The organism is Microvirga sp. 2MCAF38 (assembly GCF_052115485.1).
In the GTDB taxonomy this organism is placed as follows: domain Bacteria; phylum Pseudomonadota; class Alphaproteobacteria; order Rhizobiales; family Beijerinckiaceae; genus Microvirga.
In genome coordinates, this window is sequence record NZ_JBFRGU010000004.1 from 527,257 (window position 1) to 547,709 (window position 20,453).

At 63.6% G+C, this 20,453-nt stretch carries 15 protein-coding genes; 7 read left to right on the forward strand and 8 right to left on the reverse strand.

Translation table 11 applies throughout. From position 1 onward, the window contains the following. Nucleotides 1-183: 183 nt before the first annotated feature. The 6 genes from AB4072_RS11335 (at nt 184) to trxA (ending at nt 12,253) form a co-directional block, all read left to right on the forward strand. Nucleotides 184-2,760: an ATP-binding protein gene (locus tag AB4072_RS11335; protein WP_441968030.1), complete on the forward strand. Its 2,577-nt coding sequence runs from the start codon at nt 184-186 to the stop codon at nt 2,758-2,760. Between the two features lie 15 nt (nt 2,761-2,775). After that, nucleotides 2,776-4,359, forward strand: a complete 1,584-nt coding sequence (gene tsaE / locus AB4072_RS11340) for a tRNA (adenosine(37)-N6)-threonylcarbamoyltransferase complex ATPase subunit type 1 TsaE (protein WP_441968031.1) — start codon at nt 2,776-2,778, stop codon at nt 4,357-4,359. A gap of 9 nt (nt 4,360-4,368) precedes the next feature. Next, on the forward strand, nt 4,369-5,091 hold the full coding sequence (locus AB4072_RS11345) for a nucleotidyltransferase family protein (RefSeq protein WP_441968032.1): 723 nt from the start codon (nt 4,369-4,371) through the stop codon (nt 5,089-5,091). Nucleotides 5,092-5,164: 73 nt separating this feature from the next. Next, entirely contained in the window at nt 5,165-8,311 is a 3,147-nt protein-coding gene (gene addB, locus AB4072_RS11350; protein WP_441968033.1) for a double-strand break repair protein AddB, read from the forward strand. Then, complete coding sequence (gene addA, locus AB4072_RS11355) at nt 8,308-11,748, forward strand: double-strand break repair helicase AddA (protein ID WP_441968034.1); 3,441 nt, start codon at nt 8,308-8,310, stop codon at nt 11,746-11,748. Before addB ends, addA begins: the two co-directional genes overlap by 4 nt. 184 nt (nt 11,749-11,932) lie before the next feature. Beyond that, complete coding sequence (gene trxA / locus AB4072_RS11360; RefSeq protein ID WP_441968035.1) at nt 11,933-12,253, forward strand: thioredoxin; 321 nt, start codon at nt 11,933-11,935, stop codon at nt 12,251-12,253. A gap of 206 nt (nt 12,254-12,459) precedes the next feature. Here trxA and AB4072_RS11365 read toward each other — a convergent pair whose 3' ends face one another. From AB4072_RS11365 to trpA, 3 genes are all read right to left on the reverse strand, one after another. Beyond that, nucleotides 12,460-13,785 carry a bifunctional folylpolyglutamate synthase/dihydrofolate synthase gene (locus AB4072_RS11365; RefSeq protein ID WP_441968036.1) on the reverse strand — a complete coding sequence of 442 codons (1,326 nt, stop codon included), beginning with the start codon at nt 13,783-13,785 and terminating at the stop codon, nt 12,460-12,462. A gap of 71 nt (nt 13,786-13,856) precedes the next feature. Further along, nucleotides 13,857-14,717: an acetyl-CoA carboxylase, carboxyltransferase subunit beta gene (gene accD, locus AB4072_RS11370; RefSeq protein ID WP_441968037.1), complete on the reverse strand. Its 861-nt coding sequence runs from the start codon at nt 14,715-14,717 to the stop codon at nt 13,857-13,859. 112 nt (nt 14,718-14,829) lie between these two features. Next, nucleotides 14,830-15,669: a tryptophan synthase subunit alpha gene (trpA, locus tag AB4072_RS11375; protein ID WP_441968038.1), complete on the reverse strand. Its 840-nt coding sequence runs from the start codon at nt 15,667-15,669 to the stop codon at nt 14,830-14,832. Nucleotides 15,670-15,805: 136 nt separating this feature from the next. On the opposite strand from trpA, the gene AB4072_RS11380 reads away from it, so the two are divergent. Then, nucleotides 15,806-16,570 (forward strand): AAA family ATPase, encoded by a 765-nt coding sequence (locus tag AB4072_RS11380; protein ID WP_441968039.1) that lies wholly within the window; start codon nt 15,806-15,808, stop codon nt 16,568-16,570. 195 nt (nt 16,571-16,765) lie between these two features. Here AB4072_RS11380 and trpB read toward each other — a convergent pair whose 3' ends face one another. The 5 genes from trpB to ihfB all read right to left on the reverse strand — a co-directional run bounded on the left by trpB (nt 16,766) and on the right by ihfB (nt 20,445). Further along, nucleotides 16,766-17,950: a tryptophan synthase subunit beta gene (gene trpB / locus AB4072_RS11385; protein ID WP_441968090.1), complete on the reverse strand. Its 1,185-nt coding sequence runs from the start codon at nt 17,948-17,950 to the stop codon at nt 16,766-16,768. A 74-nt stretch (nt 17,951-18,024) separates the two neighbouring features. After that, nucleotides 18,025-18,687: a phosphoribosylanthranilate isomerase gene (locus tag AB4072_RS11390; RefSeq protein ID WP_441968040.1), complete on the reverse strand. Its 663-nt coding sequence runs from the start codon at nt 18,685-18,687 to the stop codon at nt 18,025-18,027. Between the two features lie 9 nt (nt 18,688-18,696). Continuing rightward, nucleotides 18,697-19,650, reverse strand: coding sequence for an ornithine cyclodeaminase family protein (locus AB4072_RS11395; RefSeq protein WP_441968041.1), 954 nt, complete (start codon nt 19,648-19,650; stop codon nt 18,697-18,699). A gap of 5 nt (nt 19,651-19,655) precedes the next feature. After that, nucleotides 19,656-20,003, reverse strand: coding sequence for a lipopolysaccharide assembly protein LapA domain-containing protein (locus tag AB4072_RS11400; RefSeq protein ID WP_441968042.1), 348 nt, complete (start codon nt 20,001-20,003; stop codon nt 19,656-19,658). Between the two features lie 145 nt (nt 20,004-20,148). After that, the gene (gene ihfB / locus AB4072_RS11405) at nt 20,149-20,445 is read right to left on the reverse strand and encodes an integration host factor subunit beta (protein ID WP_441968043.1); all 297 of its coding nucleotides are present in this window, start codon (nt 20,443-20,445) and stop codon (nt 20,149-20,151) included. Nucleotides 20,446-20,453: the final 8 nt, after the last annotated feature.

Below are 20,453 nucleotides of genomic sequence, written 5' to 3' on the forward strand. Positions count from 1 at the left end.
CCCTCTTCCTGGCGGAGTCGCCGGTAGTCTATGGTGAGGGCGATTCGCCCGGCGCGTCGGCTTTGAAGTCTGCCGGTTGTTCCGTTCATGCGTAGACGAGGGTGTCCCAGCGCAGTTTTGGCGCCGGAGCCGATTCATTGCGCGCCGATCGACAGGCGCGAAACTTTTTGGAGGCGGCGCGGCATGGCCGGGCACGGAGAATGGCGAGGCTACACATCCGATCCGGTCATGGCGACCGGTCTCGTCTGCCTGCCTCCAAAGATCGCTCTCGGCACGCTGCTTCTCGGCACGACCGCCACCCCCGCGCTCGCGGCGCCGATCACACTGCCCTACATGGACAAGATCAACGCGTTTATCGGCTCGCTTCCGGCGCTTGATCCGCAGAACGCAGCTTCGTTCGCGCTGGTCATGGGTCTTGTCGCGTTCTCGACCACCACTTCCATCGTGCTCCTGCGCGAGCGTCGACGTTTCGCCAGGCGCACGCAAAAATTCCGGGCAGAAATCGCAAATCTTCAGGCGGCGGACGACCGCGCGACTCTTCTCATGGGTTCGGACCGCCAGCTCCTGATCAGTTGGGTGGCGCGCGACGGCGAACCCCATTTCGAGGGTGATCCGTCGATCGCTGGAGACGGCGCGACCACGAAGCGCGCCCTGGCTTTCGGCCACTGGCTCGCTCCGGCCGATGCCGCCGCCGTCGAGCGTGCGCTCGATCAGCTTAAAAAACGCGGCGAGAGTTTCCGCGTGACCGCGCGCACGCTGTTCAACACTTTCGTCGAAGCGGAAGGCCGCACCTTCGGCGCAAGCGCCATCCTGCGCCTGCGCGATGTGACGGGCGACCGTACAGAACTCCTGCTCGCCCGCGCCGAGCTTGTCTCCGCGAAGGGCGATCTTCGCGGCATGACGCTGCTCATCGATTCCATCGCGCATCCGCTCTGGATTCGCGATGAGACCGGCCGCTTGGTCTGGGCGAACCAAGCCTACCTTCGCGCCGTGGAAGCGGACAGCATGGAAGATGCCGCTCACCGCTCGCTCGAGTTGATCGGCGAGCAGGCGCGGGGAGAGGCACAGCGGCTCCGCGCAAGCGGAAAGCCGTTTCATGAGCGCGTGAAAGCAGTCGTCGGCGGACGTCGCTCCGTGCTCGATGTGGTGGAATATCCGACCGGCGGCGGTAGCGCGGGCATCGCGGTCGATGTGTCCGAGCTCGATTCCGTTCGCACCGACCTGCAGCGGCAGATGGACGCCAATGTGCGTACTCTCGATCAGTTGCCGACGGCGGTTGCGATTTTCGACGGATCGCAGCATCTCGTCTTTTCAAACGAGGCCTATCAACGCCTGTGGAATCTCGATGCGGCCTTTCTCGCCTCGCGTCCCACGGACGGTGAAGTCCTGGACCGGCTCCATTCCGCTCGCAAGCTGCCCGAGCAGGCCGATTTCCGTGCGTGGAAGTCCGAGATTCACAAGAGCTACCAAAGCGTCGAATCCCGCGAAATCTGGTGGCACCTGCCGGACCGCCGCTCGCTGCGCGTGGTCATCAACCCGAACCCGCAAGGCGGCGTCACCTATCTCTTCGACGACGTGAGCGAGCGCATCGAATTGGAATCGCAAGTCAACGCGCTCACCAGCGTGCAAAGCGAAACGCTGAACACCTTGAAGGAAGGCGTTGCCGTGTTCGGCACGGACGGGCGCCTGAAACTGCACAACCGCGCCTTCGCCGAATTGTGGCACCTGCCGCCGGACGCGCTCGCCGATCATCCGCATATCGACAAGATCATCCGCGCCTGCCGTCTGCTCGCCCCACAGGAAGAGCCGTGGATCGACATCCGTGGCGCCGTCGCGGGTCTTGCCGATGCGCGCATGGGCGTGAGTTGCCGCATGGATCGGCAGGACGGCTCGTCCCTCGATTGCGCCGCGCAGCCCCTGCCCGACGGCGCGACCCTTCTCACCTTCATCGACGTGACCGCGAGCGTGAACGTGGCGCGTGCGCTCACCGAGCGCAACGATGCGCTGGAGCGCGCCTCGCGCCTGCGCGACGAGTTCGTCCACCACGTTTCTTACGAGTTGCGCTCGCCGCTCACCAATGTCATCGGTTTCGCGCAACTGCTCAGCGAAGAGACTGTCGGCCCGCTCAACGACCGCCAGCGCGACTATGCCGATCACATCATGCGCTCATCGGGCTCGCTGCTCGCGATCCTCAACGACATTCTCGATCTGGCCTCCATCGATACGGGCTCGCTGGAGCTGATGCCGGAGATCGTCGATATCCGCTCGACCATCGACGCTGCCATGCGCGGTCTCGAAGATCGCTTGGCGGAAGCCTCGATCGAGGTGAGGATCGACGCCCCCGCCGATATCGGCTCCTTCGTCGCCGACGGTAAACGCATCCGCCAGATTCTGTTCAACCTGCTTTCCAACGCGGTCGGTTTCTCCGCGCCGGGTCAGACCATTCACGTCCGCGCCCGAAAGGGAGGCGGCGAGGTGGTGCTCGAGGTCCGGGACCAGGGACGCGGCATTCCGCCCGAGATCAAGGCGAAGGTGTTCGAGCGTTTTGAGAGCCACACGCTCGGCACGCGTCATCGCGGCGTCGGCCTCGGCCTTGCCATCGTGCGCTCCTTCGTGGAACTGCATGGCGGGCGGGTGGAACTGATCTCAGCCCCTGGTGAAGGCACGACCGTGATGTGCACATTCCCCATGGAACGCCGGGAAGCGCCGCAGGATGGTCGATCCGGCCAGAATGCGGTACCACCGCTGGCTGCCGAATAAGGGATTCGCGCGCGGATGGCGAATGGACTGGCTTTGAAACGAGAGGAATATCGCTTGCAGCCCCAATGGACCGTGCCGCTGGCCGATTTGGCCGCGACCGAACGCCTCGCCCGCGCCGTGGCCGAGGAATTGCGGGCTGGCGATCTCGTGACGCTTTCCGGCGATCTCGGGGCCGGCAAGACGACCTTCGCGCGCTCGATCATTCGTATGCTCGCTGCCGATCCGGCATTGGAGGTGCCGAGCCCGACCTTCACGCTCATGCAGGTCTATGACGGCGCGCGCAACACCATCGTGCACGCCGATTTCTACCGTCTGCGCAGCGGAGACGAATTGTTCGAGCTCGGCTGGGACGAGGCGACGGAGAATGCCATCACTCTCGTCGAATGGCCGGAACATGCCGAGGACGCACTGAAGTCCGACCGGCTCGACATCCGCTTGGACCTCGCCCCCGGCGATTCCGGCGCGCGCATCGCTTTTCTCACCGGCTCCGGCGCGTTCGCAGCGCGGTTGAGCCGCCTGCGTGCCTTCCAGACCATCGTGGAACGCAGCGGTTGGGCGGATGCGACGCGTTTGCCCATGCAAGGGGATGCCTCCGTCATCCGCTCTTACGAGCGCCTATGGAAGCCGACCGGCGAAACCGCGCTTCTGATGATCTCACCACCTCGACCCGTGGGGCCGCCCGTACGGCGCGGCAAACCTTACACCACGGTCGCGAAGCTGGCCGAGACGGTCCACGCCTTCGTCGCCATGGACAAGGCCCTGCGAGCGCTCGGTTTCAGCGCACCACAGATCTTCGGCGAAGATCTCGATGCCGGCCTTCTCATTCTGGAGGATCTCGGCAGCGAACCCGTCATCGACGCCAACGGCCCGATCCCCGAGCGTTATGCGGAAGCGACCCGCGTTCTGGCGCAACTCCACGGCACCACACTGCCGCAGGTTCTGCCCGTCGCAGACGGCATCGACCACGCGATCCCGCCCTACGATCAGGAAGCGCTCCTGATCGAGGTGGAGCTTCTGGCGGATTGGTATGTGCCGCATATCATGGGCAACCAGCTCTCGGGCTCGGCCCGCGCGGAATTCGTCAATCTCTGGACAGATGCGTTGCAGGAGATTCTCTCGGGCCCGACGACCTGGGTTCTGCGCGACTATCATTCGCCGAACCTGATCTGGTTGCCGAAGCGCGAAGGTCTGGCTCGCGTCGGCCTGATCGATTTTCAGGACGCGGTTCTAGGCTCGCCCGCCTACGATGTCGCCTCGCTTCTGCAGGATGCGCGGATCTCCGTGCCGCCGGATCTGGAGTTGAAGCTGATCGGTCTCTACGCCCGCGAGCGCCGGGCCGCCGATCCCGCATTCAACGTGGCAGGCTTTGCCCGCGCCTATGCCATCATGGGCGCACAACGCGCCACCAAGATCCTCGGCATTTTCGCAAGACTCGACCGCCGCGATGGCAAGCCGCATTACCTGAAGCATCTGCCGCGGATAGAGGCCTATCTCGCCCGCAATCTCGCGCACCCGGCCCTCGCCAATCTGAAGGCCTGGTACGCGAACTACCTGCCCCGGCTCGTCCCCGTCGCGGACGACACTCCACCCTCGACCTGAGCCCCGCACTTGCCGCACACCGCCCCGAAGACCGCCATCGTTCTCGCCGCCGGATTGGGCAAGCGCATGCTGCCCATCACCGAGACGATGCCGAAACCCCTCGTGAAGGTGGGCGGACGCACGCTCATCGACTTCGCCCTCGACAGTCTCGCGGAAGCGGGCATCGGGCCTGTCGTCGTCAACGTGCACCATTTCGCGGATATGCTCGAAGCGCATGTGAACACACGAAGCCGCCCGCAGATCGTTATCTCCGATGAGCGCGAGGCGGTTCTGGAAACCGGCGGCGGCGTGAAGAAAGCGCTGCCCCTGCTGGGTCAAAACCCGTTCATCACCTTCAATTCGGATTCGATCTGGATCGAAGGCAAGACGCCCAATCTCAAGCGCCTCGTCTCCGCGTGGGATCCGGAGCGCATGGACATTCTCATGCTGATCGCGGAAGCGACCACCAGCATCGGCTATGATGGGCGCGGCGATTTTCATCTGGAGGAGACAGGCCGTCTGCGCCGTCGCGGCACGGATGCGAGCGCGCCGTTCGTCTATGCCGGCGTCTCCATCGTCAAACCCGATCTCGTGACGGATACGCCAGAAGGGCCTTTCTCCGCGAACCTGTTCTACGACCGCGCCATTGCGAAGAATCGGCTCTACGGCTTGCGACTCGACGGCCAATGGCTTCATGTTGGCGAACCGAAGGCGATTGCTGAAGCGGAAGAATGCCTCGCCGCCAACTCTTAGAACTTGATTCCGCATGTTCCGGGCGAACAACCGGTTTCCACTTGTTCTGATCATGCTTTTGCGGTGAGGTTGAATGACATCGACTGACGCGCGCGTCTTTTCCATCTCTCCCGGCTCGGCCTTTCTGCCGACCCTTGTCGATGCGCTGCTCGATGGCCGCCTGATCGGCTCCCTTTCCGATGATCCGACGGCGCTCGCCGATCTCACCATCTACCTGCCGACGCGCCGCGCCGCGCGGGCGCTCGTGACCCTGCTCGCGGAGCGAGGCGAAGGCAGGGCGCAGCTTCTGCCGCGCATCATTCCGCTCGGCGAAGCGGATGAAGCGGAGTTCGAACTCACCGGACTCGAAGGCACGCCTTTTGGCGACGCTGCCGCACTGAAACCCCCGATCCCTGCGCTCGAACGCCGCTTGATCCTCACGCGCCTCGTCCAAAGCTGGTCGGCGCAAGTGGACCGCAGCCTTCTGCGTCTCGGGCCGGAAGTGCCCTTCATGGTTCCCGCGTCTCCCGCCGATGCGGTCAATCTCGCGGGAGATCTCGAAGCGCTGATGGATTCCTTCACCACGGAAGGGATCGACTGGCACGCGCTCAACCTTGCGGTCGATACGGATTATTCCGAACATTTCGAAATCACCCGGCGCTTCGTGCAGATCGTCAGCGACAACTGGCCGAAGATTTTGCAGGATCGGAAGGCAAGCGACCCGGCCCAGCGCCGCAACGCGTTGTTGGAAGCCGAGGCCGAGCGTCTGACGCGCGACAAGCTCCGAAATCCGATGATCGTCGCGGGCTCCACGGGTTCGATTCCGGCAACCGCCAACCTGATTGCCGCCATCGCGCGCCTGCCCAACGGGGCGGTGGTTCTGCCCGGCCTCGACACCGATCTCGATGACGAGAGCTGGACCACCATCGGCAATATTTCCGATGGCGAAACCGACCCCGTTCACGGCCATCCGCAGGCGGTTCTGCGCCGCCTCGTGGATAAGCATTTGCGCGTTCCGCGCTCTGCCGTCACGCTTCTCGGCGACATGTCCCCGAACGCGCGAGCCCGCAATCGCCTGCTCTCGGAAGCCTTGCGCCCGCCGGATACGACGGATCGCTGGGTGCTGATGAACGCTGCCGAGCGTCTTGTCCTCAGCACCGGCGGCTGCGAGGGCCTGACCGTCGTAGAGGCGGCGGACGAGCGCGAAGAGGCCTTCGCCATCGCAGTGTCGTTGCGGGAAACCCTGAGCGAGCCCGAGCGTACGGCGGCGCTGATCACGCCCGATCGCGCGCTTGCCGCCCGTGTCGCGGCCGAACTCGGGCGATGGGGCGTCAGCGTGGAGGATTCCGCAGGGGTCGCTCTTCCCGATACACCGGCGGGCCGTCTCGCGCGCCTGACGGCGGAGGCGGCTGCGGACAACCTTCGCCCGATCCATCTGCTCGCCCTTCTCGCACATCCGCTGGTGCGGCTCGGCTGGGCACGCGAGATTGTGGAGCGCGCCGCGAGCGCGCTTGAAATCGGCGTGCTGCGGGGGCCGGAACCCGCCCCCGGAATCGCAGGCCTTCGTGCGGCTTTGGACGCACGCCGAGGGGAGAAAAAAGATCACCGCACGCCGCGACCCCGCCTTCGCTTGAGCGAGGAGGATTGGGCGCTCGCCGACGAACTCTTGCAGCGCGTCGAACAGGCCTTCGACGAATTCGGTCCCGCGTTCCACGAAGGCGATACCCTCGATCTCATGTCGCTGGTGGCAGACCACAGGCGCACGGTCGAGGCCCTGATGGCACTCCCTGACGGTGAGAGCGAGGATGATGCCTCCATCGAAGCGCTCGCGGCGCTCTTCGATGATCTCGACCTCTCCGAAATCGGCGCGCTGGAAGGCCGCTTCGCCGATTATCCTTCCTTCTTCAAGGCGCTGGCCCAACAGCGGACCTTGAGCCCGACTCCGCGCTCCACCCACCGTCGCATCAAGATCCTCGGTCTTCTCGAAGCGCGCCTTCTCACCGCCGACAGGATCGTGCTTGGTGGACTCGACGAGGGCACCTGGCCGCCGCGCACGGTGACGGATGCTTTCCTCAACCGGCCCATGCGCGCCCGCGTCGGCCTGATGCCGCCGGAGCGGCGCATCGGCCAGACAGCGCACGATTTCGTGCAGGCTCTCGGCACCCACGATGTGTTGATCACCCGCGCGCAGAAACGCGACGGATCGCCCACCGTGCCCTCGCGTTTCCTGCAACGGCTGAAAGCTTTCACCGGGCCGGATGTGTGGAGCAGCATGACGAAAGCGGGCGAACGTTATCGCCATCTCGTGCGTGTTCTCGATACGCCAAAGCCCGCGCCCGCACTCCAGCGCCCCGAGCCAAAGCCGGATCCGAAACTCTTTCCGCGAAGCCTCAGCGTCACGGAAATCGAAACGCTCGTGCGCGATCCGTATTCGATCTTCGCGCGTCACATTCTCAAGCTCGACGCGCTCGAAGCGATTGCGACCGCGCCGGGCGCTGCGGATCGCGGCACGATCATCCATGCGGTGTTCGGCGATTTCACGAAGGCATTTCCGAAAGGATTGCCCGAGGATGCCCTGGCGCGCGTTTTGGAACGCGGCGAAGAACTCTTCGATGAAACCCTGAAAGCGTTTCCCGAAATCGCCGCGATCTGGTGGCCACGTTTCGAACGTCTCGCCGCCGCATATGTCGATTGGGAGAAGGAGCGACGTCCGCTTCTCGCCGACATCCATCCCGAACATTCCGGCCGCCTGCCGATCACGCTTGCCGACGGCTCGATCTTCACCTTGCGCGCCCGCGCGGACCGGATCGAGCAACGCCGCGACGGCTCCTTCGTCATCGTGGACTTCAAGACGGGCCAACCGCCCGGCGTGAAAGAAGTCTTCGCAGGCTTCTCGCCGCAGCTCACCTTAGAGGCAGTGATGCTGATGAAGGGCGCGTTCGACAAGCTGTCCACAGCGAGAGAGACGCCGGACCTTCTCTACATCCATACCTCTGGCGGGCGAGAACCGTTGACGCCAAGGCCTTTGAAACCCGGACGCGACGAGACCCGTTCTGTTGCCGAGATCGTGAGAGAACACGGCCATCGTTTCGAGGGCATGATAGCGCGTTATGCCAGAGGCGATGCGGCTTACGTCTCGCGGCCTTTCCCGAAATATGCGCGCCGCTTTTCCGAATACGATCATCTCGCGCGGGTGAAAGAATGGTCGCTGGCGAGCAATGGCGAGGGAGGCGGCGAATGAACGATCTCGTCGTCCCGACCCACACCAGGGATTCGCAGCGCAAGGCCGCCGATCCGCGAGCATCCGCCTGGGTGTCCGCCAATGCAGGCGCGGGCAAAACCAAAGTTCTGACGGACCGGGTGGTGCGGCTTCTGCTCGCCGGATCGCCGCCCGGAAAAATCCTCTGCCTCACCTTCACCAAGGCCGCCGCCGCCAATATGGCGATCCGAGTTTTCGAGCGCCTCGGCCGCTGGGTCACGCTCGACGACGAGGCGCTGATCGCGGAATTGACGGAACTGGAAGGCGAGCACCCAAGCGCCTCGCATTTGCGTCTCGCGCGCACACTCTTCGCCCGCGCCGTCGAGACACCGGGCGGCTTGAAGATCGACACCATCCACGCCTTCTGCGAACGCCTTCTGCACCTCGCGCCCTTCGAGGCGAATGTGCCTGCACGCTTCACGGTCCTCGATGAAAGCCAGAGCGATGAACTCCTGGCGAACGAGACGGACAGGGTGTTGGCGCGCGCCATGGCCGAACCCGGCTCCGTGCTTCACAAGGCGCTCGGCATCGTGACCGTCGAGGCGACCGGCGATGCTCTCGCAGCGGTGTTGAGTTCAGCGCTTCGTTGCAAGGATTTCCTGCATCATCCCGAGGGGTTGGAGGCGGGCTTCGCGCGCCTTCGCCATGAACTCGGCTTGTCGCCGGGCGAGGATGTGGCGAGCATCGAGCGCGCCATGATCGAGGACGGCCTTGCACCCTCGCAATGGCTCGCCATCGCGCAAGAGCTGCTCACCGGGAAAGCCACCGACCAGGAGCGGGCGAACGCGTTCATTGCGGCGGCGAACGCCGTCACTCATGACGAGAAACTGGGCAAGTATCTTTCGGTCTTCCTGACCAAGGAGGATGCGCTCCGCTCGGAAGACCGCTTCGTCACGAAGGCCGTTGCCCCCGTTCTGAAGGATAAGCTCGTCGACGAGATGCATCGCATCGGCCGCCTTCTCAACCGACGCAAGGCCGCCGAAGCGATGGAGCGCACCGTCGCGCTTTTCATGCTCGCCGCCGAGATCGGACGCAATGTGGATCGTGCCAAGGCGCGGCTCGGGGCACTCGATTTTCAGGATCTCATCGACAAGACGCTCGGCGTTCTCTCCCGCGACGATTCCGGATGGATTCTCTACAAGCTCGATCGCGGCATCGATCACGTGCTCGTGGACGAGGCACAGGATACGAACCCGCAACAATGGGAGATCCTGCGTCGTATCACGGAGGACTTCACCGCCGGCGTCGGCGCGCGGGACAGGCGCCTGCGCACCCTGTTCGCGGTCGGCGATCCAAAGCAATCGATCTATGGTTTTCAGGGCGCGGCTCCGCAGGAATTCGAAACGAGCCGTCAGGCCTGGGCGCGGAAAGTGCGCGATGCGACGATGCACTTCGAAGATGTGCGCCTCACCGTCTCGTTCCGCTCGGCGACCGCCGTTCTCTCGGCCGTGGACGCGACCTTCGCGCTGCCGCAGAATTTCAAGGGCCTCTCCTTCGAGGACCACGCGGTCGGCACGGTGCATGAGAGCGCGCGTCCGCACGCTCCGGGCCATGTCGAACTCTGGCCGATCGAGCGCCCGAGCGACGAGGAAGAGCCGGAGGCGTGGGTTCTGCCCATAGACCAGCCCGAACAGCATGCGCCGCCGGTCGTCGTCGCCCGGCGCATCGCACGCGCCGTCAAGGGCTGGATCACGCGCGGCGACGATACCGGTCGCGTGTGGGGCGCGGGCGATGTCCTCATTCTCGTGCGCAAGCGAGGCGCTGCTTTTGAAGCGGTGATCCGCGCGTTGAAGGAAGCAGGCGTGCCTGTGGCGGGCGCAGACCGTCTCAACATCGGCGAACACATCGCCGTGCTCGATCTTGTCGCGGCGGGCCGCGCGGCGCTTTTGCCGGAAGACGATCTGACACTTGCCACCGCGCTGAAATCGCCTCTCGTCGGCCTCACCGACGACGATCTCATCCGCATTGCGGCGTCGCGCGGCGCCGATGAATCGCTAATCGCGGCATTGGGACGTCATGCATCGCAGGATGACGCCGCAAGACGCGGCCTCGATGCCTTCCATGCATGGCGGAAACTCGCCCGCGCGCATGGCCCATTCGGCTTTTTCGCGACCTTGCTCGGGCCGCTGAATGGTCGCTCAAAACTCGTTGCACGGCTCGGCAGCGAAGCAGGCGATGCCATCGATGCTTTCCTGAGCTTCGCGCATCAATCGGAGATGGCGGAGACGCCTTCTCTCACGATTTTCCTCAACCGTTTCGAATCCGCGTCACACACCATCAAACGCGATCTCGACGCCGTGCATGATGAGGTGCGCGTCATGACCGTGCATGGCGCGAAAGGTCTTGAAGCGCCTGTGGTGATCGTCATCGACGGCTGCGAAGTTCTGGGCCGCGATCCACCGCTGATCCAGCTTCCGACCGCCTCGGGTGACACGCTTCCCGTCTGGTCTGCCAGCAAGGGGCAGGACAGTGCCGCGCTGGCCACAGCGCGCGCCGATCTTCACGCTAAAGGTCTGGAGGAGCACAATCGCCTTCTCTATGTGGCCATGACCCGCGCCAAGGACCGGCTCGTCATCGCTCCCTATCTCGGCGGCAACAGAAAAAATCCGCCGGACGAGGCCTGGAGCGAGATGATCCGGCGCGGACTCGTCGGCAAGGCGGGCGCGCTGGAGCAGGACGAAGCGCCTTACGGTGCCATCGAAGTCTGGCGTGACGGCAACATGCGGGCAGGCCATGCAAAGGCCTCGGATGTGGCGCGTGCCGATCCCGCACCGGTCCCCGACTGGCTGACGCAACCGGTCGCCCCGGAGCCGGAACCCCTGCCGCCGCTGCGCCCCTCCAGCGCCCTTGGTGCGGCCGACCGGCTGGCACGGCCAGGCGATGGACCCTATGCGCCCGATGCCCGGCTTCGCGGCACGCTCGTGCACGCACTGTTGGAACGTCTGCCGAACCAGCGCCCCGAGCACCGGGAAGCTGTCGCCCGCGCCTATGTGAAGGCGAAAGCGCCGCGCCTGAAGGCCGAGCTCGCCGAGACGATCATCGCCCAGGCGCTCAGCGTGATCAGTCACAACGCCCTGCATCCGCTCTTTGGCGCAAATTCCCGCGCCGAAGCGCCGATTGCGGGCAAGGTCTCGACCGCTTCCGGCGATGTGATGGTCTCCGGCCAGATCGACCGCCTTGCGGTGCTCGAAACTGAGGTGTTGGTCGCCGATTTCAAGACCACCGCCCGCCCACCGAGAGCCGGCGAGGCGACGCCACGGGCTTATGCGGCGCAATTGGCGCTGTATCGCCAATTGTTGCGCGAAATCTATCCGGGGCGGCGGGTGCGGGCCTTCCTGATCTGGACATCCGGTCCGGTCATTCACGAGTTGAGAGAGCAGGAGCTTGATTCAGCCCTCAGCCTCATCAAAGCGGCGTGATGACAAAGACGGTCGCTTGATTCCGGACGGGGGGCTTCTTAACTTGCCTCGACAGACAGGCGATTCCTGCTTTTGAGTCGCGCTTTTAGGGCATGGTCCGGCGGACATTCGTCGGAAATATCATGCGAGATAACAAGGACTTGCGAGCACTATCCTGCTCCAAGAGCCAGCAAAGGTGATTGTAATGGCGACCGTTAAGGTAACCGATTCGAGCTTCGCACAGGATGTGTTGAACTCGGCCGAACCCGTCGTTGTGGATTTCTGGGCGGAATGGTGCGGCCCCTGCCGCATGATCGGCCCGGCTCTGGAAGAAATTTCAAACGAGATGGCCGGCAAGGTGAAGATCGCCAAGCTCAATGTGGACGAAAATCCGCAGATCTCCTCCCAGCTCGGCATCCGCTCCATCCCGGCGCTCATGATGTTCAAGGGCGGCAAGGTCGTGGCCCAGAAGGTCGGCGCCGCGCCCAAGGGCGACCTCGCGAAATGGATCCAGGCCTCGGCTTGAGTTCACCTCCGATAGAATGACGAAAGGGGCCGGAAGGCCCCTTTTTCATGTTGATTGCCACAGAGCCCAAGCGTAGATCCAAGCGCAGCCTCATCCTGAGAGGCCGTCAGGCCGTCTCGAAGGACGAGGCGTCTCCAGAGCATTCCGACCCTCCTTCCAGACGCGGCTGCGCCGCTCCGCAGGATGAGGGGCGGCATCCGATGCATCTACTGCGGCGGCGTCCCGTTCGCCGCCAGCACCTCGCCCGCGAGATAGAGCGAGCCGCAGATCAGGATGCGCGGCGGGTGTTCCCAAACGAAATTGTTGAGCGATGCCAAAGCGGTTTCCACACTCGCCTGGATCGACGTGATGAGGCCGACGCTTCCCGCGATGTCGGCGGTCTCTTCCGCCGGACGCCCCGCGATCTGGCCCGCGATGGGGACCGCGATCACTTCGCGCGCGAGGCCGAGAAAATTCTTGAAGAAGGCTTCCGAATCCTTGGTGCCAAGCATCCCGACGATGAGCACGAGCGGCGCTTCGCTATGCTCGCCCCGCTCCGCCATCGCTGCGGCGAGCACGCGCCCGCCATCGGCATTGTGCCCGCCATCGAGCCACAACTCGCTGCCCTCCGGTGCGATGCTCTCCAGCACGCCGTTGGAGAGACGCTGCAGCCGGCCCGGCCATTCGGCCCGGCGCAATCCGGCCTCGAAAGCCTGACTCTCGAACCGTTCGAAACCTGCGGCACGCAAAGCCGCGATGGCCGTGCCCGCATTGATGAATTGATGCCGCCCGACGAGTTTGGGAAGCGGTAGATCGAGCAGGCCCTTCTCGTCCTGATAGACGAGCCGCCCGGCCTCCTCGTGAACGGAGAAATCCTGCCCGCCCACAATAATGGGCGATGCGCCGACAGTTTCCGCCGCCGCGCACAAGACGTCGTCGGCGACGCGATAATCCTGATGCGCAATGATTGCCGGACAGTCGCGCTTGAAGATGCCGGCCTTCTCGCCGGCAATGCCTTCCAGGGTCGTGCCGAGATATTCGGCGTGATCGTGGCCGATGGAGGTGACGACGGCAGCAGCCGGGCGGTCGATCACGTTGGTGGCATCATAACGACCGCCGAGACCGACCTCGAGGAGCAGCACGTCGGCAGGCTCTTCAGCAAACAGCAGGATCGCAGCGGCGGTTGTGATCTCGAACACGGTGATGGGCTCGCCCGCATTCACCGCCTCGCAGCGGCGCAGCGCTTCGACAAGACGATCCTCTTCCACATAACGCCCGCCGCCAAAACGGCCGAGGCGGATGCGCTCGTGGAAGCGCACGAGATGCGGCGAGGTGTAGACGTGAACCGCAAGCCCGGCGCTTTCCAGAATCGCGCGCATGAAGGCGATGGTGGAACCCTTGCCGTTCGTGCCGGCCACGTGAATCGTCGGCGGCAGGCGCCGCTCGGGGTGCCCGAGCTGGGCGAGAAGCCGCTGAATGCGCCCGAGCGACAGATCGATGGTCTTCGGGTGCAGGGCGAGAAAGCGCGCGATCAGCGCATCGGAGGAATCCATCGCCCTGCTCCAAACATGATCCGAAAAAGTGGGATCCGGTTTTTCGATAAGATCATGCGGCAACGAAAACTTTAAGCCGCGACCGCCGGGGTCTTTGTGAGGAGACGAGAAAGCCGCGCGATGGTGGCCTTCAGGTCATGACGATGCACGACCATGTCCACCATACCGTGATCCTTCAGGTATTCGGAACGCTGGAAGCCGTCGGGCAGCTTCTCGCGGATGGTCTGCTCGATCACGCGCGGACCCGCAAAGCCGATGAGTGCGCCGGGCTCGGCAATCTGGACATCGCCCAGCATCGCGTAAGACGCCGTGACACCGCCGGTGGTCGGGTTGGTGAGCACGACGATATACGGCAGTTTCGCATCGCGCAGGCGACGCACGGCGACTGTGGTGCGGGGCAGTTGCATGAGGGAGAGAATGCCCTCCTGCATGCGCGCGCCACCGGAAGCCGCGAAGAGCACGAACGGCGTCTTCTTTTCGAGCGCGGTCTCGGCACCCTTCACGATCGCCTCGCCCGCGGCCATGCCAAGCGAGCCGCCCATGAAGCCGAAATCCTGCACCGCGATGGTCATCGGCAGGCTCTCGACACGGCCGTAGCCGACCTTGAACACATCCTGCATACCCGTCTTGGTGCGAGCATCCTTCAGGCGGTCGGTGTAGCGCTTCTCGTCGCGGAATTTCAGCGGATCGACCGGCGCATCAGGCAGGGCCACATCGAGCCAGGTGCCGCCATCGAACATCAGGCCGAGGCGCTGAGCGGCCGAGACGCGCATGTGGTGGTTGGAACCGGGAATGACCCACTGGTTCGCCTCCACATCCTTGTGGAACACCACCTGCCCGGTCTCCGGACACTTGATCCAGAGATTGTCGGGCGATTCCCGCTTGAACAGCGTCTTGATCTTCGGTCGAACGACTTCGGAGATCCAGTTCATGATTCTCAATCCTCTCGTCATGGCCGGGCTTGCCCCGGCCATCCACGTCTTTCCCACGCAGTTAAGGCGTGGATGCCCGGATCAAGTCCGGGCATGACGCGTCTTTAATTCTTCAAGCAGCGTCCCGCTTCGACACGGACCGCACGCCCTCGCTCAATTCCTTCACCAATGTGGTGACGGCCTCGACGGAACGCGAGGTGGCGCGCTCTTGCCCATCGAGCGTGCCCTTGAGGGCATCGATCAGAGCCGAGCCGACCACAACCCCATCGGCACCCTCGGCGATGGCCGCCGCGTGCGCGCCGTTCTTGACGCCGAAACCCACGACGACAGGCAAAGGCGTATGCCGCTTGATGCGCTCCACCGCCGTGGAAACCTTACCGAAATCGGGGGTCGCCGCGCCGGTGATGCCGGTGATCGAAACGTAATAAACGAACCCGGCCGTATTGGCGAGAACCGCCGGAAGCCGCTTGTCGTCCGTCGTCGGGGTAGCGAGACGGATGAAGGCGAGCCCGGCTTTCAGTGCGGGCAGGCACAGCTCGTCGTCCTCTTCCGGCGGCAGATCGACCACGATCAGGCCGTCCACCCCGGCTTCCTTGGCGTCGGCAAGGAAGCGATCGACGCCATAGATATAGATCGGATTGAAATAGCCCATGAGAATGATCGGCGTCTCGGAATCTTCCTTGCGAAAACGGCGCACGAGTTCGAGGGTCTTGATGGTGTTCTGCCCACCCTTCAGCGCCCGCAGGCCCGCCGCCTGGATGGCAGGACCGTCGGCCATCGGATCGGTGAAGGGCATGCCGAACTCGACAATATCGGCGCCGGCCTTCGGCAAGTTCCGCATGATCTCGAACGAGGTTTCGAGATCCGGGTCGCCGGCCACGACATAGGTGACGAGAGCCGCACGGCCTTCCGCGCGGCACTTTTTAAAACGGGCTTCGATGCGCTGTGTCATGGGCGGGTCTTTAGCATGGTCCAGTCGGGATGTGGACATCGATCTCGCAAATCTGCATAGTCACGCAACAAAATATCATTATCCGTGATCGAGACGCCAAGGCGTTAATGCCGCGACAGGATTGCAATTCACGACGATGGCCAAGGCTGCCCTGACGAAATTGCGAGCCCCATATCTGAAGCGCGTGTGGCTGGACGAAGAGAGGATCGGCGACAGGGCGCGCTATCCTTTCTGTTTGCCTCTCTTCAAAAGCGGTGTTTTTTCCATCGACTTCGATTGCGCCGTCACGATCATCGTCGGAGAGAACGGCGTCGGGAAATCGACCATTCTCGAAGGAGTGGCCGCGCTCGCCGGCTATGACGAAGCCGGGGGTGGAAAGGGTTATAAACCAGTCGATCATTCGCGTGCTGTCGAGGCGATGGGCGGACAATTGGCTCAGGCGCTTCGCGCGAGCTGGCTGCCCAAGGTCACGCAAGGATGGTTCTTTCGAGCCGAGAGCTTCTTTTCCGTATCGCGCTATCTCGATACGGCCGCCATCGAAGGGGGCGGGGCTCCACCGGATTTTCTCTCGCACTCGCATGGCGAAGGTTTTCTGCGCTTCTTCGAGGAGCGCTGCAGAGCGCAAGGCCTCTATCTTTTCGACGAGCCTGAATCCGCCCTCTCGCCTGCACGGCAAATCGAATTCCTGAAACTGCTGCGCCGAATGGACGATTCAGGCCTGTGCCAGGTGATCATGGCGACGCATTCGCCGATTCTGATGGCCTATCCAGGCGCACGCCTCCTCAGCCTGACGAAATACGGACTCGAACCCATCAAGCTCGAAGAGACGCAACATTTCCGTCTGCTGCGAGAATTCTGCCTCGATCCGGAATTGTTCATCGAAGCGATGATGGGCGACTGATGCTGTCGCTACATTTTTCCCTCCCCTAGTGGGGAGGGTTAGGGTGGGGGTGTGAGCGCAACGTTTTGAGATGTTGGCGCTTGCACCCCCTCCTCCAACTCCTCCCCATCGCAAGTCGGGTGTTCCCGACTTGCGCCGGATAAAGCAGATCTCGGGAACACCCGAGATCTGTGGGGAGGAGGGCTCAGCTAGCCCTCAAATCTTCGCTCCCAAAATCTCCGCGATCTGCGGAATGTCCTTGTCGCCGCGACCGCTGATATTCACCACCATCAGGTGATCCTTCGGCTTCTTCGGCGCAAGTTCCATGACCTTGGCGAGCGCGTGGCTCGGCTCAAGGGCGGGGAGAATGCCTTCGAGCTTCGAGCAGAGCTGGAAAGCTTCCAGTGCTTCGTCGTCGGTGGCGGAAATGTAGTTCACGCGGCCCACATCGTGCAGCCAGGCGTGTTCCGGGCCGATGCCGGGATAGTCGAGACCGGCGGAAATGGAGTGAGCGTCCTGGATCTGGCCGTCCTCATTCATGAGGAGGTAGGTGCGGTTGCCATGCAGCACACCGGGACGGCCACCGGTGAGGGAGGCCGCGTGGAGCTTATCGAGCCCGTGACCCGCCGCTTCGACGCCGTAGATCTCGATTCCCCGATCATCGAGGAAGGGGTGGAACAGGCCGATAGCGTTCGAGCCGCCGCCGATGCAGGCGACGAGCGAATCCGGCAGGCGGCCTTCGGCTTCCATCATCTGCACCCGGGTCTCGTCGCCGATGACGCATTGGAAATCGCGCACCATGGCCGGATAAGGATGCGGGCCCGCCACGGTGCCGATGCAATAGAAGGTGTCGGCGACGTTGGTGACCCAATCGCGCAACGCCTCGTTCATGGCGTCTTTCAGGGTCTTGGTGCCGGATTGCACGGGGATGACCTCAGCGCCCAGCATCTTCATGCGGAACACGTTGGGCTTTTGCCGCTCCACGTCGACCGCGCCCATATAGACAATGCATTCCAGGCCGAACCGCGCGCAGAGCGTGGCGGTGGCAACGCCGTGCTGGCCTGCGCCCGTCTCGGCGATGATGCGCTTCTTGCCCATGCGGCGGGCGAGAAGGATCTGGCCCAGGACGTTGTTCACCTTGTGCGCGCCGGTATGGTTCAGCTCTTCGCGCTTGAAGTAGATCTTCGCCCCGCCCGATAGGCCGGAGGCCGTCGAAACCTCGCGAAGATGCTCCGTCATGCGCTCGGCGAAATAGAGCGGGCTCGGGCGGCCGATGTAATGGGTCATGTACCCATCCATCTCGGCCTTGAAGGCCGGATCGGCCTTGGCCTCGTCATAGGCCTTTTCCAATTCCAGGATGTTCGGCATCAGAGTTTCGGCGACGAAACGGCCGCCGAACATGCCGAAATGCCCGCGCTCGTCGGGGCCGGTACGGAAGGAATTGGTTTGAGCCGGAGCTGACACGGTTCTGCGCCTTATGAAACAGGGGCGGCCAAGGCCACCCTGGCGGCCTTGATGAAGGCCTCGATCTTGGCCGGATCCTTGAGACCCGGACGACTTTCAACGCCCGAAGAGACGTCGACGGCCCTGGCTCCGGTGAGCCGGATCGCCTCGGCGACGTTCTGCGGGTTCAGCCCTCCTGACAACATGAAGGCAATGGCGGGGTCAAGCCCGCCGAGAAGCCGCCAGTCGAAAGGAAGACCGTTGCCACCGGGCAGAGCATCAGCCGTGCGCGGCGGCTTGGCATCGAGCAGAATGCGGTCCGCAACCTCGCGATAGGCTGAAATCGCCTCGAGATCGGCGGCCTCAGCGATGCCAAGCGCTTTCATGACCGGCCTGCCGAAACGAGCACGGATCGCAGCGACGCGCTCCGGCGTCTCGTGCCCATGCAATTGCAGCAGGTCAGGGTCGAGCGCCTCGACGATATCGGCGAGTTCCGCATCCTCCGCATCGACCACCAACGCGACGCGCCCCGCCCGACCCTTGGCGCGGCGCGCCAGGTCGCGACCCTGATCGAGGTTCACATGACGCGGGCTCTTGGCAAACCGTACGAAGCCGACGAGATCCGCGCCCGCGTCGAGAGCGGCGTCGAGAGTCTCGGGCGTGGAGAGCCCGCAAATCTTGATGAGTGTCGTCATGACCGGATGCTACGCCGTATGTGGCAGCTTGCGCCACACCAGCATCGCCGCAGCCAGATCTTCAAGCGCGGTGCCCACCGATTTGAACACGGTGATGGCCTCCGCATGGCGCCGCTGGCTTTTGTCCTGCCGGCAAAGATCGAACAGAGTGCCCTTCACGTGCGAGGCTGCAATTGCCCCGCTCTGAAGCGAGAGCGCCACATCGCCGCCTTCGCTGCGCGCGGCATGCGTATCGATATAGACATCGCCACGCTGCAACGCTTCATCATCCGCCTCGCGCATGGAGAGATTGAACGCGCCGACAAGATCGAGATGCGCTCCGTTTTTCAGCCACGCTCCTTTTATGAGCGGAGCCGTGGAAAGGGTCGCACAGGACACGAGATCCGCCTCGCGCACCGCGCCTTCGAGATCGCGCACCGCCGTAACGGGCAAACCCTCGGCCTGCAATTGCGCAGCCTCGTTCTCGGCGCGCTCGAAGCGATGATTCCAGAGGGCAACTTCCCGGATCGGGCGCTGACTCAGATGCGCGCGGATGAGAAAGGGCGAGAGGGAGCCCGCGCCCACCATCACCATGCGAGCGGCGTCTGGGCGGGCGAGATAACGCGCCGCGAGGGCAGACGCCGCAGCGGTGCGCCACAACGTGAGACGCGTGCCGTCGAGCGCCGCGCGCGGCTCACCGGTTGCGCCGTCCATCAAGAGATAGGTGCCGAGAACGCTCGGCAGATTCTTCGCGCCATTATCGGGGAAAACCGAGACCACCTTCACGCCGACGAAACCATCCTTCGTCTTCGGGCCCGACCACGCAGGCATGAGCAGAAGAGTGCCATGGGCCCCTTCACGCTCGATCTCGTGATGATGGCGGACCGGTGTTTCGATATCGCTGCGAAATGCCTCGGCAAGAGCATCGATCAGGTGCGGAAACGTGACGACCTGATCGATCTCGGCAGAGGTAATGACGCGCATGAGGCTCACAGGAAGGATGTGCGGGAGGGAGGAACGGCAGGCACGTTCGCCACTGGGATCTGCGCGCGCAAACGCTCGGTCTCACCGCGCAGATGATTGGCTTCACGACGCGCTTCGCGACGGGCGCGGCGATGCTTGCCTTGCGCGAGCCAGGTCGCCATCCCGCCGATCAGAACACCCAGGGCCGTGGCCGCGAAAATCACGACGAAAAGCGGAAGCTGGACGGCGAATTCAGGCGCACCTTCCGTGAACGGATCGAGCGACAGCATGACCGATCCGCGGTTCGCCACCGCAAGCAGCACGACGGCGAGCGCGATGGGCAGCAGAATCAGCGCCTTCAGAAAACGGATCACGTCCATACCTCCGACGTGGGGAGGTCAACCGCGCAAGCCGCGACCATCGCGTCCGCCCGATCCCTCCGGTGAAGCATGTCTTAAAGCTTGATCATGTTTCTTTGATTTCGGCGAACAACCGGTTCCCACTTGTTCTGATCATGCTCTAACGCAAAGCCGCCTTCGAACCGTTGAGGCGCACACGCATTTCCTTACCCGTCTTGAAAACGGGAACCACCTTTTCCAACACCGACACGGACGCGCCAGTACGCGGGTTGCGTCCCGTGCGGGCATCGCGCTTCTTCACCGCGAACGCGCCGAAGCCGCGCAATTCCACTCGGTCGCCCCGCGAGAGGGCATCCGCGATGGTATCGAGAATCGCATTCACGATGTTCTCGACATCGCGTTGATACAAATGCGGGTTCTGCTCGGCGAGTTTGAGCACCAGTTCGGATTTGATCATCGGTAGCT

What these genes read in the sequence shown, in the direction of transcription:
- ihfB (WP_441968043.1), bottom strand. Translation starts at nt 20,445, where the DNA reads ATGATCAAATCCGAACTGGTGCTCAAACTCGCCGAGCAGAACCCGCAT.
- accD (WP_441968037.1), bottom strand. Translation starts at nt 14,717, where the DNA reads ATGAACTGGATCTCCGAAGTCGTTCGACCGAAGATCAAGACGCTGTTC.
- trxA (WP_441968035.1), top strand. Translation starts at nt 11,933, where the DNA reads ATGGCGACCGTTAAGGTAACCGATTCGAGCTTCGCACAGGATGTGTTG.
- AB4072_RS11380 (WP_441968039.1), top strand. Translation starts at nt 15,806, where the DNA reads ATGGCCAAGGCTGCCCTGACGAAATTGCGAGCCCCATATCTGAAGCGC.
- AB4072_RS11390 (WP_441968040.1), bottom strand. Translation starts at nt 18,687, where the DNA reads ATGACGACACTCATCAAGATTTGCGGGCTCTCCACGCCCGAGACTCTC.
- addA (WP_441968034.1), top strand. Translation starts at nt 8,308, where the DNA reads ATGAACGATCTCGTCGTCCCGACCCACACCAGGGATTCGCAGCGCAAG.
- AB4072_RS11395 (WP_441968041.1), bottom strand. Translation starts at nt 19,650, where the DNA reads ATGCGCGTCATTACCTCTGCCGAGATCGATCAGGTCGTCACGTTTCCG.
- AB4072_RS11365 (WP_441968036.1), bottom strand. Translation starts at nt 13,785, where the DNA reads ATGGATTCCTCCGATGCGCTGATCGCGCGCTTTCTCGCCCTGCACCCG.
- trpA (WP_441968038.1), bottom strand. Translation starts at nt 15,669, where the DNA reads ATGACACAGCGCATCGAAGCCCGTTTTAAAAAGTGCCGCGCGGAAGGC.
- AB4072_RS11335 (WP_441968030.1), top strand. Translation starts at nt 184, where the DNA reads ATGGCCGGGCACGGAGAATGGCGAGGCTACACATCCGATCCGGTCATG.
- addB (WP_441968033.1), top strand. Translation starts at nt 5,165, where the DNA reads ATGACATCGACTGACGCGCGCGTCTTTTCCATCTCTCCCGGCTCGGCC.
- trpB (WP_441968090.1), bottom strand. Translation starts at nt 17,950, where the DNA reads ATGTTCGGCGGCCGTTTCGTCGCCGAAACTCTGATGCCGAACATCCTG.
- tsaE (WP_441968031.1), top strand. Translation starts at nt 2,776, where the DNA reads ATGGCGAATGGACTGGCTTTGAAACGAGAGGAATATCGCTTGCAGCCC.